At 63.9% G+C, this 14,748-nt stretch carries 12 protein-coding genes; 7 read left to right on the top strand and 5 right to left on the bottom strand.

All coding sequences use genetic code 11. The features are described from left to right. Nucleotides 1–111: 111 nt before the first annotated feature. Entirely contained in the window at nt 112–1,551 is a 1,440-nt protein-coding gene (locus FJ972_RS02470) for a hypothetical protein (RefSeq protein ID WP_140491380.1), read from the bottom strand. Between the two features lie 200 nt (nt 1,552–1,751). Next, entirely contained in the window at nt 1,752–3,056 is a 1,305-nt protein-coding gene (gene pncB / locus FJ972_RS02465; protein WP_140514349.1) for a nicotinate phosphoribosyltransferase, read from the bottom strand. Nucleotides 3,057–3,250: 194 nt separating this feature from the next. On the opposite strand from pncB, the gene speB reads away from it, so the two are divergent. Continuing rightward, nucleotides 3,251–4,306, top strand: a complete 1,056-nt coding sequence (gene speB / locus FJ972_RS02460; RefSeq protein WP_140524199.1) for an agmatinase — start codon at nt 3,251–3,253, stop codon at nt 4,304–4,306. Between the two features lie 48 nt (nt 4,307–4,354). Here the strand turns inward: speB and FJ972_RS02455 are convergent, their stop codons facing one another. Further along, on the bottom strand, nt 4,355–5,758 hold the full coding sequence (locus FJ972_RS02455; RefSeq protein ID WP_140524197.1) for an MATE family efflux transporter: 1,404 nt from the start codon (nt 5,756–5,758) through the stop codon (nt 4,355–4,357). Nucleotides 5,759–6,038: 280 nt separating this feature from the next. Between FJ972_RS02455 and FJ972_RS02450 the strand changes: the two genes are divergently transcribed. The 6 genes from FJ972_RS02450 (at nt 6,039) to FJ972_RS02425 (ending at nt 12,469) form a co-directional block, all read left to right on the top strand. After that, nucleotides 6,039–6,956: an AraC family transcriptional regulator gene (locus FJ972_RS02450; protein ID WP_140524196.1), complete on the top strand. Its 918-nt coding sequence runs from the start codon at nt 6,039–6,041 to the stop codon at nt 6,954–6,956. Between the two features lie 242 nt (nt 6,957–7,198). Further along, nucleotides 7,199–8,470, top strand: coding sequence for an ABC transporter substrate-binding protein (locus tag FJ972_RS02445; protein WP_140524194.1), 1,272 nt, complete (start codon nt 7,199–7,201; stop codon nt 8,468–8,470). 155 nt (nt 8,471–8,625) lie between these two features. Then, nucleotides 8,626–9,492 (top strand): carbohydrate ABC transporter permease, encoded by an 867-nt coding sequence (locus tag FJ972_RS02440; protein ID WP_140524193.1) that lies wholly within the window; start codon nt 8,626–8,628, stop codon nt 9,490–9,492. Between the two features lie 11 nt (nt 9,493–9,503). Next, nucleotides 9,504–10,316 (top strand): carbohydrate ABC transporter permease, encoded by an 813-nt coding sequence (locus FJ972_RS02435; protein WP_140491365.1) that lies wholly within the window; start codon nt 9,504–9,506, stop codon nt 10,314–10,316. Between the two features lie 15 nt (nt 10,317–10,331). Then, nucleotides 10,332–11,378 carry an NAD(P)-dependent alcohol dehydrogenase gene (locus FJ972_RS02430; RefSeq protein ID WP_140524191.1) on the top strand — a complete coding sequence of 349 codons (1,047 nt, stop codon included), beginning with the start codon at nt 10,332–10,334 and terminating at the stop codon, nt 11,376–11,378. A 2-nt stretch (nt 11,379–11,380) separates the two neighbouring features. Further along, on the top strand, nt 11,381–12,469 hold the full coding sequence (locus tag FJ972_RS02425) for an ABC transporter ATP-binding protein (protein ID WP_140524189.1): 1,089 nt from the start codon (nt 11,381–11,383) through the stop codon (nt 12,467–12,469). 8 nt (nt 12,470–12,477) lie between these two features. Here the strand turns inward: FJ972_RS02425 and FJ972_RS02420 are convergent, their stop codons facing one another. Further along, complete coding sequence (locus FJ972_RS02420; RefSeq protein WP_140524187.1) at nt 12,478–14,064, bottom strand: FGGY-family carbohydrate kinase; 1,587 nt, start codon at nt 14,062–14,064, stop codon at nt 12,478–12,480. Then, complete coding sequence (locus FJ972_RS02415) at nt 14,061–14,744, bottom strand: HAD family hydrolase (RefSeq protein ID WP_140491356.1); 684 nt, start codon at nt 14,742–14,744, stop codon at nt 14,061–14,063. The genes FJ972_RS02420 and FJ972_RS02415 overlap by 4 nt, the downstream gene beginning before the upstream one ends. Nucleotides 14,745–14,748: the final 4 nt, after the last annotated feature.

Raw genomic sequence — 14,748 nt, 5'->3', positions numbered from 1 at the left:
CAGACCGCGTCCTGCGGACGGCCGAAATTGCATGTGTACAAACTAAATCACCAAAGTCCGGACACGGCAATGCCGTTTCCCCAGGGGGATCCCGGTTTATTTCCACCGCGTCTAGCCAACGGTCGGCGTGGCGAGCAGCCAGAGGCCGAAGACGGTGTAGGCGATCATCAGCAAGGTGAGCGGAAACTGGCTGAGCGCGGCGCGGGCGGGAACCGGATGCAGGCGTGCGGCGAAGCCGTGGGCGACGAGCACGGCAAGCAGATGACCGAGAATGATGGCACCGGCCTGGATGTTCCACAGCCACCATGCCGAGCCCGCGCCGGCGACGATGCCGGCTTCGATCTGCATGTCGGCGGTGCCTAAAAGGTTCCAGCCGAGCGCAAACGGATCGGACAGTGCCGCAAGCGCATACTGGCCGTCGACCAGCAGCGCCGTCAGGTAATGCGCGATGTGGTAGGCGAGCGCGATCGGCACGATCGACCAGACCAGCAGCCCCGTCGCCTCGCCAAGCCTGTGGCCGTCGCCGGCGAGCTTCTGGCCGACGACCACGGCAAGCAGGAAGACCGCCGCAAGCAGCATGAATGTCAGGACGAGGCCAAAACTGCCGCTGCCGATCACCGCCGTGCGGCCGGGGAATTCAAGCGGATTGATGCCGAACAGGCCCAGCCAGAAGAAGGTCTTCGACAGGCCGTCATAGGAAACCGAGGACAGGGCGAGCAGCAGGAAGGCCACGCCGCTTGCCGGCAAAGGCGCGGCGGTCAGCAGCTTGGCGCCCGGCCAGCATAGCGCAAGCCGGCCGCGCTCGTCGCGCACGAGCGGCGCGAAGCGTGCCACCATCGAGAAGAAGACGGTAAGGAATTCGCCGCTACGGGCCCACGCCCCATAACCGAACGACAGCATCGCCAGCAAGGTGAACAACCAGTAGAGGCCGGCGGCCCGGGCCAGCCGTGTCGGATCGTCGGGCGCCGGATCGATGAGCTCGAACCAGGCAAAAGCGAAGAACAGGAGGACAGCCGGCCAGTATCCGAGCCATGATGGAAGGCGCCTGGCCGCTTCACCGCCCCTGCCGGCCAGGCGCGACAGGAGACGCACCGGCCCGTACCAGGGATTGAGCCAGGACCAGAGGTCGCCGAGGAAACCTTGCAGGAGCGTGAAGCCGGCCCACAGCAGTGTCCAGATCACCAGAGGCAGCGGGTTGGAGAGCGGATCGCGGCTGCCGAGAAAACCCGCGGCGATGAGACATGCAAAGCCGGCAAAGGATATCAGGCTGGCAGCGGTGCGGGCATCATCACCCAGTGTGAACAGTGGCAGGCGCCGCCGCCAGAAACGATCGAGCCGATGCGCCGGCAGCAGCGCCAGCACGAGGAAGCTGGCGGCCACGGCGAAAGCGCCGCCGACAAGGTAATAGCCGGTCGGGAGAAGCAGGACGTGGCCGCGGTCCGAGGCGTGGGCGAAGGCTGGGGTGGGTGAGAGGAGCAATAGAGCGATAGGCAAAGATGCTAATGACCGACGACGGCACTCTACGGCGCCCCCCTCTGTCCTGCCGGACATCTCCCCCTCAAGGGGGGAGATTGGCGGTTTCTCTGTCGGCGCTTCCCTTGCAACGCCGGAGGTTCGCGAAGACGAAGATGACAGCATGATCTCCCCCCTTGAGGGGGAGATGTCCGGCAGGACAGAGGAGGGCGCCAAGGAACTCAGCCTATCCGACTTTGCCGTCTCGTATGGCGATGCCGGAAGCACCGGTGGTGCCCTCACACCTTGATCAACTGCTCCACCCGGTCCTTTTCACCGAAGATGCGCAGATACCGCTCGATCTCCTTGAGGTCGCCCGTCGCCTTGGCCGGATTGTCGGAGAGCTTGACCGCTGGCCGGCCGTTGGCCTCGGTCACCTTGCAGACCAGCGATATGGCGTCGAGGCTGTCGGTTGCCGTAGGCGCGCAGCCCTCGAAATCATTGGTCAGGTTCGTGCCCCAGCCGAAGGACATGCGCACCTTGCCCTTGAAGTGGCGGTAGGTCTCCTCGATGGTCTCGACCTCGAGCCCGTCGGAGAAGATCAGCAGCTTCTGCCTGGGGTCCTTGCCCTTCTCGCGCCACCAGGACAGGATCTTCTCGCCGCCCTCGATCGGCGGCGCGCTGTCGGGGCGAAAGCCCGTCCAGTCGGCCACCCAGTCCGGCGCGTCGCGCAGGAAGGAAGCCGTACCGAAGGCGTCGGGCAGCACGATCAGCAAATTGCCGCCATAGTAGCGCTGCCAATCCTGCAGCACCTTGTAGGGCGCCTGTTTCAATTCCTTTTCCGAATTGGCCAGCGCCCCAAGCACCATCGGCAGTTCATGCGCGTTGGTGCCCAGCGCCTCGAGGTCGTTGTCCATGGCCAGAAGCACGTTGGAGGTGCCGGTGAAAGCCTCGCCGATGCCTTCCTTCAGCGCTTCCACGCACCAGCGCTGCCACAGGAAGGAATGGCGCCGGCGCGTGCCGAAGTCGGAAATACGGATGCCGGGCAGCGCCTTCAGCCGTTCGGTCTTGGCCCACATCTTGGCCTTGGCGCGGGCGTAGAGCACGTCGAGCGTGAAAGGCCCGAACGACCGCAAGGCGGCGCGCGAGCGCAATTCGTTGATGATGGCGAGTGCGGGAATCTCCCACAGCGTGGTGTACATCCACGGGCCGCTGAAGGAGAGTTCATACTGCCCGCCGCGCCTGGAAAGCTCGTACTCGGGCAACCGGAAATTCTCCAGCCAGGCCAGGAATTCCGGCTCGAATATCTGCTTGCGGCCATAGAAATTGTTGCCCCCCAGCCAGATCATCTCCTTCTTGGAGAAGCGCAAGGTGCGGGCGTGGTCAAGCTGTTCGCGCAACTCGCCCTCGTCGATCTCCTCGGCCAGCCGCACCGAAGTGGTGCGGTTGATCAGCGAAAAGGTGGCGTCGACCTTGGGGTACATGCCCCAGATCATCTGCAGCATCAGAAGCTTGTAGAAATCCGTGTCCAGCAGGCTGCGCACGATCGGGTCGAGCTTCCAGGTATGGTTGTAGACGCGCCGCGCAATATCGGTCCTGGCCATGTCTCGTTACCGCCTTCGCTGCCTGCCGCCCATGATCGCGACAGGCCTCATAGCATCGAATTGGCAAAAGCGCTGCCCGGTTTCAGGCTGGCCCGACAAAAAGAAAGACCTGCGGCAGCCAACCCGTCCGAACGCAATTGATTTTTCCAAAGCGCTACCGGACACTCCGGAGAGACAGACAGGAGAAAACCGACATGGGTTATGACAGCGGCAAGCTCGACGCGTTGCGCCGCAAATATGGCGAGAGCCATGGCGGCGAGATGTTCGACCCGAAGTTCCGCAAGGTCGCCGACAAGATATTTTCCAAGTCGGGCACGCGGCTGGCGCCCTATTCCGGTATCCCCACCTTCCTCGCCGCGCCCTATCGCGAAATATCGGCCGACAACCCGGATTTCGGCGATTTGCAGGTAGCGATAACAGGCGTGCCGATGGATCTCGGCGTCACCAACCGGCCGGGCTCCCGCTTCGGGCCGCGGGCGCTGCGCGCCATCGAGCGCATCGGCCCCTACAATCACGTGCTGGAATGCGCACCGACGCATGAGCTCAGGGTCGCCGACATCGGCGACGTGCCGTTCCAGAGTCGCTACCGGCTCGAGACCTGCCATGAGGACATCGAGCGCCGCACCAACCAGATCGTCGATGCCGGCGTCATTCCATTGTCGGTCGGCGGCGACCATTCGATCAGCCATCCGATCCTGAAGGCCGTCGGCAAGAAGGCCCCGGTCGGCCTCATCCACATCGACGCCCATTGCGATACAAGCGGCTTGTTCGACATGACCAAGTTTCACCATGGCGGCCCGTTCCGCAACGCGGTGCTCGATGGCGTGCTCGACCCGACGCGCACCATCCAGATCGGCATCCGTGGCTCGGCCGAATATCTGTGGGAGTTCACCTACGAATCCGGCATGACCGTGATCCATGCCGAGGAGGTGACCGGCCTCGGTATCCCCGCCATTATCGGGAAGGCGCGCAGAATAGTCGGCGACGGACCGACCTATGTCTCCTTCGACATCGACAGCGTCGATCCGGCCTTCGCGCCGGGCACCGGCACGCCGGAAGTCGGCGGCCTGACGACTCGGGAAGTGCTCGAACTGCTGCGCGGCCTCAAAGGCCTCAACATCGTCGGCGGCGACGTGGTCGAGGTGGCGCCGCAATATGATGCGACCACCAACACCGCGCATGCCGGCGCCCAGGTGCTGTTCGAAATACTGAGCCTGATGGTGTTCAGCCCGGCGCTCAAAAACAGCTGACGCCGACAATGACGGAAAGGCCACCGGACAACCCGGCGGCCCTCTGCATCAGTGTTCGAACACCAGCGGCGGCGCGAGGCGATCCCGCCGTAGCCAGCGCGCCAGAAGCAACGCCGCCACCACCGCCAGTCCGCTGGACAGCCCGATCCAGATGCCGACGCCATGGAAGCCGAAAGGGAAGGCGAGCAGCACGCCCAGCGGCAGGCCGACGCCCCAATAGCCGATCGCGGCATAGATCATCGGCACCTTGGTGTCGTGCAGGCCGCGCAGCATGCCGGCGGCAACCGCTTGCGCGCCATCGAAGACCTGGAACAGGGCCGCGAAGACCAGGAACGATACGGCAAGCGTGATCACCCTGGCATTGGCCGGATTGGCCAGGTCGATGAAGGCGCTGATCAGGAGATGCGGCCACAGGATCATTATCAGACCCATCAGGGCCATGAACGAGACGCCGATGACGAAGGCGGTCCAGCCGGCGCGCGAGACGCCTTCCGGATTGCCGGCGCCATGCGCAAGCCCGACGCGCACCGTCACCGCTTGGTTGAGGCCGAGCGGCACCATGAAGGAGATCGACGCGATCTGGATGGCGATGGCGTGCGCGGCAAGCGAATCCGCGTCGATAAGGCCCATCAGCAGCGCCGCGGCATTGAAGATCGTCACCTCGAAAGCAAGGATGCCGGCGATCGGCAGGCCAAGCCGTAGCAGGCCCTTGAAGCGCGGCCAGTCGGACCGCCAGAAGCGGCCGAACAGATGATAGCGCCTGAATTTCTTCTCCCACATCACCACGGCGGCCATGCCGACGAACATCAGCGTTGAGGACAGCGAGGTGGCAAGGCCCGAGCCTGATATGCCCATGGCCGGGACGCCGAGATTGCCGAACATGAACACCCAGTTGAAGAGCGCGTTGCAGGCGACGGCGACGAAGACGATGATCAGCGCCCAGCCCGGCCGCTCCAGCGCCGAGATGAAGGAACGCAGCACGATATAGCCGTAGAAGGGCAGCACCGCCCATTCCAGCCAGCGCAGATAGATGCCGGCGCTGTGCGCCAGAGCCGGTTCCTGGCCCATGGCGAGCAGCACGTTCTCGCCGTGCCAGAGGAAGATCCAGATCGGGATGCAGATGAGGATCGCCAGCCACAGGCCCTGGCGCACGGTGCGGCGCAGGTCGCGCACCGAATGACGGCGGCGGCCGAGCTCGGTCGCCATCATCGGCGAGGTCGCCAGCATCAGGCCGAGGCCGAAGATCAGCGGCATGAAATAGAGATTGGCGCCAAGCGCGCCGCTGGCCAGCGTGTCCGCCCCCAGCCTGCCCATCATCATGACGTCGGTGGCCGTCATGGCGGTCTGGCCGAGATTGGTCAGCACCATCGGCCAGGCGAGCGCCAAAGTCGCCCTGATTTCCTGACGCCAAAGATTTTCCGGCGCGCGAGCGCCGGCTTCGATCGCAGACATTATTCCGCTCTTTCAAGGTTGCGGCGCATCGGCAAAAAAGCCGGAAGCCGCATTGCAAACGGCGAGACCCTCGGTTTCGCGGCGTTTACGTCAGCTTTTGTACGAAACGCGACATGAAGGCAAGGGAGGAGGGGCGGGAACAGATTGATCCAGTCGGATCGCCGACGACGCTGAAGGCGACCGACGCTCTCCGACGGCCCATTTCACACATGCTCCCAAGGCTGCTACGCATTGCAAGGACGAGCGAGGTGCCACGGAACCCAAATTTGCAGGAGGCAGGATGCAGTTCAGGCGCAGAAGGAATCCGGTTGCGACGCTTCGCACGGCGCCGGCCTTCGAACATATCGTCACCGAGGCGAGCGACAGTTTCCTGTGGCGGCTGGACGACTATCCCTGGGAGCGCAATGTCTGGAATTTCCATCCGGAGTACGAAATCCACCTCTTGCGAAAATCTTCCGGCGTCGTGCTGGTCGGCGACCACATCGGCGAGTTCGGGCCGGGTTACCTGACCATTGTCGGCGGCGGGCTGCCGCATGATTGGGTGACGGCGGTGCAGCCGGGCGAGCTGATCGAAGGCCGCGACATCGTCCTCCAGTTCGATGCCGAGAGGCTGCGCGGGTCGGCTGGCCTGTTGCCCGAACTACGCGAACTGGAGCCGTTCCTGGAGCGGTCGCTGCGCGGCATGGTTTTTCATGGCCGCACGGCACTGGAAGGCGCCGAGTTGATGGAACGGATGGGGGACGTCAGCGGGCTAACCAGGTTCTGCCTGTTCCTGAATCTCGTCGATCTCCTCGCCAGGACCGACGAATACGAGCTGTTGTCTTCGCCGGATTTCTCCCCTGTTCTGGATGCCGCCTCGCTCGACATCATCCAGCGCACGCTGACCTATCTGTTTCAGCATTTCGCCGAAGATCTGAAGCTGCCTGATGTGGCGGCGCTCGCGGGAATGACCGAGAGCACATTCTCGCGCTTCTTCCAGAAGAACACCGGCAATTCCTTCAGTGACCACCTTGCCAAGCTGAGGCTGTGGCAGGCCTGCAAGCTGCTGGCCGATACCGATATTCCGATCACCGACATCTGTTTCCAGGTCGGCTATATGAACATCTCCAATTTCAACCGCGCCTTCATGCGCAAGCACAAGATGACGCCGTCATCCTATCGCAAGCTGTCGCGGCAGCGGCTGGCGATGCGCGCGTAAGCACGCCCTAAAAACCACCGCCTCCGAGTCCGATCGATACTCATGTGAGATTGGCCGCAACCGGATGCCGGTTTTTGCGCCGCACAATGCATAAAAGTACAGGTCTTCTGCAACGGGGCTTCTAGCGCGAGCCGCTGCAACTCCGCATTTTGGCGATGGGTGGCAAGTCGCTCGGGCGATGGTGAGGATCGCGCAACCCGAGGACGTCCGCTTCCTGCGACGTGTTCCTGGAGGAGAAAATAATGAAACCAATTCGGCTCGCTGCCAGCCTTGGTGCAGCTTTCATGCTTTCCGCTACCGTTTCAACCATCGCTTTAGCGCAGGCGCCGGTCTGCTCGGCGCCGGTCAAGGTGCTGGCGCAACCACGTGACGGCCTGACGCTTCTGGAGGACTCCAAGGCCGAGTTCGAGAAGCTTGCCGGCGCCGGCTTCCAGATCGATTACCTCAACGAGAACGACCGCCGCGCAAAATCGCGCGCCGATGCGTCCACGGTCGGCAACTACAACGTCTACTATGTCGACGAAGCCAATGTCGCGCTGTTCGCGTCCTCGAAATGGATCGTGCCGCTGAGCGATTATTATCCGGCCGACTACGACTATGCCGATTTCGATCCGGGCCGCCAGAAGGTCGCCACCTATGATGGCAAGGTCTGGTTCGCGCCGCTGACCGGCGGCGGCGACCTGATGGTCTATCGCAAGGACGTGCTGGAGGCAGCCGGCATCCAGCCGCCGAAGACGCTCGACGAGCTGATCGCCGACGTGCCGAAGCTGACCAATCCGGACAAGGGCATGTATGGCATCGCGCTGCGCGGCGCGCGCGGTTCGGGCGCCAATGTCTGGCGCTGGATGCCGTTCTTCAAGGCCTATGGCGGCCAGTGGTTCGACGGCGACAAGCCGGTCTTCAATTCCGACGCCGCGGTCAAGGCGACCGAGACCTACCTGAAACTGTTCAAGGATTCGGCGCCCGGCACGCAGACCGGCAGCTGGGATGAATCGACCGGCGCCTTCCTGTCGGGCCAGGTCGCGATCCTGGTCGAATCGACGCCGCTGTCGGGCATGGCGGTCGACCCGAAGACCTCGCAGGTCGTCGGCAACATAGGTTTCCTGCCGCCCCCGTCGCCACTGCCCGGCGGCGGTTACGGCCATGGCCTCGCCATCGCAGCGAAGGCCAATGCCGACGACGCCTCGAAGAAATGCGCCGGCCTGTTCATCGCCTGGGCAACATCGAAGGAAAACGAGAAGCGCCGGCTCGACGCCCACCAGTTCGGCGAGCTGAACCGCACCAGCATTCTGGCCAGCAAGGAATTCGCCGATATTTACGGCGCCGATCTCGGCCAGGCACTGGCCGAAACCGGCAAGGTCACGGCGGTCAATTTCTGGCAGGACCCGCGTTGGCCCGATCTCGGCGACCGCTGGGGTATCATCCTCGAGGAATTGGTCACCGGTACCCGCACCGACATCAAGGGCGGCCTCAACGAACTCGAGGCCTATGCCAACGAGCTGGTGAAGAAATAAGCCATCCTCCCCCTGCGGCGCGCGGTCCACGGCATTCGGTGGAGCGCCGGAACCTGTGCGCCGCAGGTCCTGGTTTCATCATTGCGGTTTGAGCCAGCCTTCGCGCGAAAGGTCAGTCATGCTCAATCATTCGAGACGCAGCAGAGGTTAGACAGATGCCGCGACGCTCATCCCTGCCGGTCACCTTCGTCGTGCCGACACTCGCCATCCTTCTGGTGCTGTCGATGGTGCCGACGCTCTACGCGGTCGTCATCGCCCTGCAGAACCGTGAACTCAGCTCGACAGCCTATTCCTATGTCTGGTTCTCGAACTTCGCCGACCTGTTCGCCGACCGCCGCTTTCTCAACGCCGTCTGGGTGTCGGTGAAATGGGAATTCGTCACGGTTATCGCGACGATGACGGTCGCCATCGGACTGGGCGTCCTGATGTTCGAGGTCGCCTCGCCGCGCCTTCGCAACGTCTATTGCCTGCTGTTCATCATCCCGGTCCTGCTGCCGCGCGTCTCGGCGGCCTTCGTCTGGAAGTTCGCCTACCATCCGCTCTACGGCATCGCCACTTACCCCTACCGGCTGCTGACCGGTGGGCTGATCTTCGATCCGCTGTCCAAGCCGTCGACGGCGTTGTTCGCGGTCGCATCGGTCGATGTCTGGCAATGGGGCCTGTTCTTCGCCGTCATCGTGCTGAAGCTCCTGGAAACGCTGCCGCCGCAGCCGATCGAGGCGGCCCGGCTCGACCATGCCAAACGCTGGCAGATCCACGCCTATGTGACCTTGCCGATGCTGAAGGCGCCGCTGGTCAGCCTGATGTTCGTCAAGATGATCGAATCGCTGCGCTCCTTCGATCTGATCTATGTGATGACCCGCGGCGGTCCGGGCGTGGCAACCGAGACGCTCGACATGTACGCCTTCTCGCAAGGCTTCATCGAGTCCGGCAAGGTCTCCTACGCCTCGGCGATGGCGGTGCTGATGATGATCGCCACGGTCATCACCTTCACCATGCTGTGGAGGCGGGTGCAGGCATGAGGTCATATCGCATGAGACCTGGCCGCCTGATCGGCAAGACCGTGCTGGCGTTTGCCGGTTTCATGGCCGTGTTTCCGTTGCTCTGGACGGCGCTCAATTCGCTGAAGAACAATGTCGACATCATCACCCGCGTCCCGCGCCTGGTGTTCACGCCGACGCTGGCCAACATCAGCTATATCGTCGGCCGCGACAGCGTCATGACCGGCCTCTACAATTCGGTCGTCGCCTGCGGTTGCGCGGTGCTGATCGGCGTGGTGCTCGGCCTGCCGGCGGCCTACGCGGTAGCGCGCTACCCGAACCGCTGGGCCGGCGACATCCAGTTCTTCGTTTTGTCGCTTCGCTTCCTGCCGCCGGTGGCGGTCGCCATTCCGCTGATGGTGATCTGGCTGCAGCTCGGGCTTTACGACACGCTCGCCGCGCTGATCGTCACCTATTGCCTGCTCACCATCTCGGTGATCATGTGGCTCGCCATTCCCGCCTTCCAGGCCGTGCCGAAGGAGGTCGAGGAAGCGGCCTTCGTCGATGGCTACGGCGCCTATTCGGTGTTCTGGAGGATTGCGCTGCCGGTCGCGGCGCGTTCGCTGATCGGTGCGGTGGCTTTCAGTTTCGTGCTGGTCTGGAACGAGTTCCTGATCGCGCTGATGCTGTCGAGCTCCAACGCCAAGACCTTGCCGATCGTCGCCTCGGAACTCTCCCAACAAGGCATGAACGTGCCGTGGGGAATCCTGAACGCCTCGGTCGTGCTTCTGTCGCTGCCGCCGCTGTTGTTTCTCGGCGTGCTCAGCGGCTTCCTGAATTCCGTTTTCCGGCAAAAAAAGACTTGAAGCGAGGACGACACGATGCGGGCACTGGTGCTTGAGAAAAAGGGCGAGCTGGCCCTGCGCGAGATCGCGTTGCCGCTCGACGTCGGCCCGGACGACGTCAGGATCGCCATCCACACGGTCGGCGTCTGCGGCAGCGACGTGCACTACTACACCCATGGCGCCATCGGCAGCTATGTCGTGCGCGCGCCGATGGTGCTCGGCCACGAGGCGTCCGGAACGATCGTCGAGATCGGCGCCAATGTCAGGACGCTGAAAGTCGGCGATCGCGTCTGCATGGAACCGGGCGTGCCGAACCTGTCGTCGCGGGCCACAAAACTCGGCATCTACAATGTCGACCCGGACGTCACCTTCTGGGCGACGCCGCCGGTGCACGGCATTCTGGCGCCGCAAGCCGTGCATCCGGCGGCGTTCACCTACAGGCTGCCCGACAACGTCTCCTTCGCCGAAGGCGCGATGGTCGAACCTTTCGCCATCGGCATGCAAGCGGCGGCGCGCGCGCGCATCGTTCCGGGTGACGTGGCGGCTGTCGTCGGCTGTGGCCCGATCGGCATCATGATAGCGCTGGCCGCCCTGGCCGGTGGTTGCTCGAAAGTGCTGATTTCCGACTTCTCCGCGCCCAAGCTCGAAATTGCCGGGCGCTATCCCGGCGTCGTTCCGGTCAACATCGGCGAGCAGTCATTGGCCGAGGCGGTGGCGGAGGCGACCGACAATTGGGGCGCGGACATCGTCTTCGAGGCCAGCGGCAGCCCCAAGGCGTTCGCCAATCTGTTCGATGTCGTGCGCCCTGGCGGCGCGGTGGTGCTCGTCGGGCTGCCGGTGGAGCCGGTGTCGCTCAACGTGCCGGCGGCCATATCGAAGGAAGTGCGCATCGAAACCGTGTTCCGCTATGCCAACATTTTCGACCGCGCTTTGCAGCTCATCGCTTCCGGCAAGGTCGATCTCAAGCCGCTGATCACCGGCACCTATCCCTTCTCCGACAGCATCGAGGCTTTCGAGCGGGCGGCGGCAGCGCACCCGCAGGACGTCAAGCTGCAGATCCTGCTCAGCGGCAAAAAGGGCTGACCATGTCCGCGATCACCTGTTCCCATGTCGACAAGGCCTATGGCACCACGACGGTCATCCGCGACCTCAATCTCTCGATCGAGGAGCACGAGTTCGTCGTGTTCCTCGGCCCGTCCGGCTGTGGCAAGTCGACCTTGCTGCGCATGTTGGCGGGGCTGGAGGACATCAGCGGCGGCGAGGTCTCGATCGGCGGCAAGGTGGTTAACGATCTCGATCCGGGCGACCGCGGCATCGCCATGGTGTTCCAGAACTATGCCCTTTACCCGCACATGACGATCTTCGACAACATCGCCTTCGGGCTGCGGCGCCAGAAAGTGCCGGCGGCCGAGATCCAGAAGCGGGTCGAAGCGGTGTCGAGGACGCTCGGGCTGGAACCCTATCTCGGCCGCAAGCCGGCCGAGCTTTCCGGCGGCCAGCAGCAGCGCGTGGCGATCGCGCGCGCCATGATCAAGACGCCGAAAGTCTTCCTGTTCGACGAGCCGCTGTCCAATCTCGACGCCAAGCTGCGCAACCACATGCGCGTCGAGATCGCGCGGCTGCACCAGTCGCTGAAGACCACCACCGTCTATGTCACCCATGACCAGCTCGAAGCGATGACGCTCGCCGACCGCATCGTGCTGCTCAAGGACGGCGTCATCGAGCAGGTCGGCTCGCCGGCGGAAATCTACGAGCGGCCGGGCAATCTGTTCGTTGCCGGCTTCATCGGCACGCCGAACATGAATTTCATCGATTTGACGGTGGCCCGGAAAGAAAATGGCTGGATGCTGACCAATGGCGGAACTGTCTTCACCGTCAACGGCTCGCGCTTCAAGCTCCAACATGGCGAGCAGGCGGTGCTTGGCATCAGGCCCCCGGATCTCAAGCCCGCGACCCCCGGCAGCGCCGGAAATTTCCTGGCGGGAACGGCCGATCTCATCGAGTTTCATGGCAACGATGCACTGGTGACATTCGCTCTTGGTGGCAAGGAGATCAGCGCACTCGTTCCCAGCCGCGTCTGCCCAACTATCCGCAGCGATGTCCGCTATACGTTTGACGAATCGGATATGCATCTGTTCGATGCCAAGTCCGGCCTATCCTTGTTGACACGGTAAGGCGCGTTCTACTGGATCGCGTCGAGCGCCTGGCGTTGCCGGTGCATCTCCAGGAAAATCCGGTAGTCGCGATCGAAGCGGGCGCCGGCGGCCGGGTTGGCGGCGCGCGTCCTGCCGCCCTGCTGCATGGCAAGACAGGCCGCGTTGAGGTCGGGGAAAAGCCCGGCGGCGGTCGCCGCCACCATGCCTGTGCCGAGCAGCACCGCCTCGTCGGCCAGCGGCTCGACCACCGTGCAGCCGGTGGCGTCGGCATAGAGTTCCATCAAGAGCGGATTTTTGGTGTGGCCGCCGGTGACATGCAGCGTGTCGATGAGATAGCCGTTCTCGTTCAGCGCTTCCAGCACATGGCGCACGCCGAGCGCGATGCCCACGGCGGTGCGCCAGTAAAGTCGGCACAGGCTGTCGAAGGAGGAATCCAGCGTAAGGCCGCTGACCACGCCGACCGCATGCGGGTCGGCGAGCGGCGAGCGGTTGCCGTGAAAGTCGGGCAGCACATGCAGCCGGCCGGCAAGGGCATCGCCCTCCGCCGCGCGCAGCTCGGCGACGCGGCTTGCAATCGTGGCATGCATGGCTGCGTTCGGCTCGCCGCCGGCGCCGTGCCAGCGGATGATGTGGTCGAGCAGGGCGCCGGTGGCCGACTGGCCGCCCTCCGACAGCCACAGCTTCGGCAGCGCGGCGCCGTAGTATGGCCCCCAGACCCCGGCGAAGGGCTGCGGATCGGGTGACATCGCCATGACGCAGGAGGATGTGCCGGCGATCAGCGCCAAATGACGGCCGATATTCCGCTCGTCGCCGGCAAACCCGCCGAGCACGCCAAGCGCACCGGCATAGGCATCGATCACCCCGGCGCCGACCCGGCATGTCTCCGTCAGGCCGAGCTCCGCCGCTGCTTGCGCGCTCAAAGAGCCGATGTAAGCGCCGACCGGACTGGCTCTTTCGGGCAGATTGCCGTGCTCGAAGAGGTCGCCGAGGCCGACGAGTTCGAAGAAATCGCGCTGCCATGCGGGTTCCCGGTGCGCCAGATAGGTCCATTTGGCGGTCAGCGTGCACTGCGAGCGGGCCAGCGACCCCGTCGCCTGCCAGGTCAGGAAGTCGGTAAGGTCGAATAGATAGCCGGCTTCATTCCAGGTCTTCGGCAGGTTTCGCTTCAGCCACATCAGCTTCGGCGTCGCCATTTCCGGCGACATGACGCCGCCGATATAGTTGAGCACCTCATGGCCGCTCGCCGTGCATTCGTCGGCCTCGGCGATGGCGCGGTGATCGAGCCAGACGATGGTGTCCCAGCGCTCCTCTCCGGTCACCGAAACGCTGAGCTGGCCGCCTTGCCTGTCGCGCACGACCAGCGAGCAGGTGGCATCGAAGGAAATGCCGGCAATGTCCTCGGCGGCAACACCGGATTTTTCGCGGGCCGCACGCACCGCGGCGCACACGGCTGACCAGATATCGCGCGAATCATGCTCGGCGTGATCGGCTTTCGGCTGGTGCATGGCGATCGGGTGCTCGGCGCGGCCGAGCAAGGTGCCACTGGTGTCGAGAATGCCCGCGCGGGCGCTCCCGGTGCCGACATCGACCGCGCAAACGAACTGTTTCGTCAAGATGCTCTGTCTCTCGCTCCCAGGCCTGCAATCAGATCTGGCAATTGCAGCATGTCAGCGAATATAAAGTCCGGCTCACTCGACGCAAGCCGCGCTTTCAGGGCAGGGTTGCCGGCATGCGCGCCGCCGGTGAAGGCGAACACGCGCATATCAGCCGCCCGCGCCGCCGCGACCCCGGCGGGGCTGTCCTCGATCACAAGGCATTTGCGCGGATGCGCCCGCATCGAGGCGGCGGCATGAAGGAACAGGTCGGGCGCCGGCTTGCCCCTGGCCACCATGCCGGCACTGAACAGATGCGGCTCCATCAATCCGAGCAATCCGGTGACGTCGAGCGCGTAGCGGATGCGGTCGAGCGTGCCCGAGGAGGCGACGCAGAACGGCAAGCCAAGCCTCGGCAGCACTTCCTTGACGCCGGCGATCGGCTTCAGCTCCTCGCGGAATTTGCGCATCAATTCGACACGCATCGTGGTCAGGTGCTGATCGGTGATGGGCAGGCCGAAGTCGCGGGCGAGGATCTCGCGCACGCTTTTCATGCTCTTACCGAGGAAATGCTCGTAGGCCGTATCCTCGCCGATACTGCCGCCGGCAAGCGCGATCATGCCGAGCAGTGCCGAGACCGACAGCGCCTCGCTGTCCACCAGCACGCCGTCGCAGTCGAAAATGACCAGTTCCGGCGCCATGGTC

The sequence above is a fragment of the Mesorhizobium sp. B2-1-1 genome (assembly GCF_006442975.2).
GTDB lineage: Bacteria > Pseudomonadota > Alphaproteobacteria > Rhizobiales > Rhizobiaceae > Mesorhizobium.
Note: the sequence above shows the minus strand (reverse complement) of the source record. Positions and strands in the feature narration are given on the sequence as shown.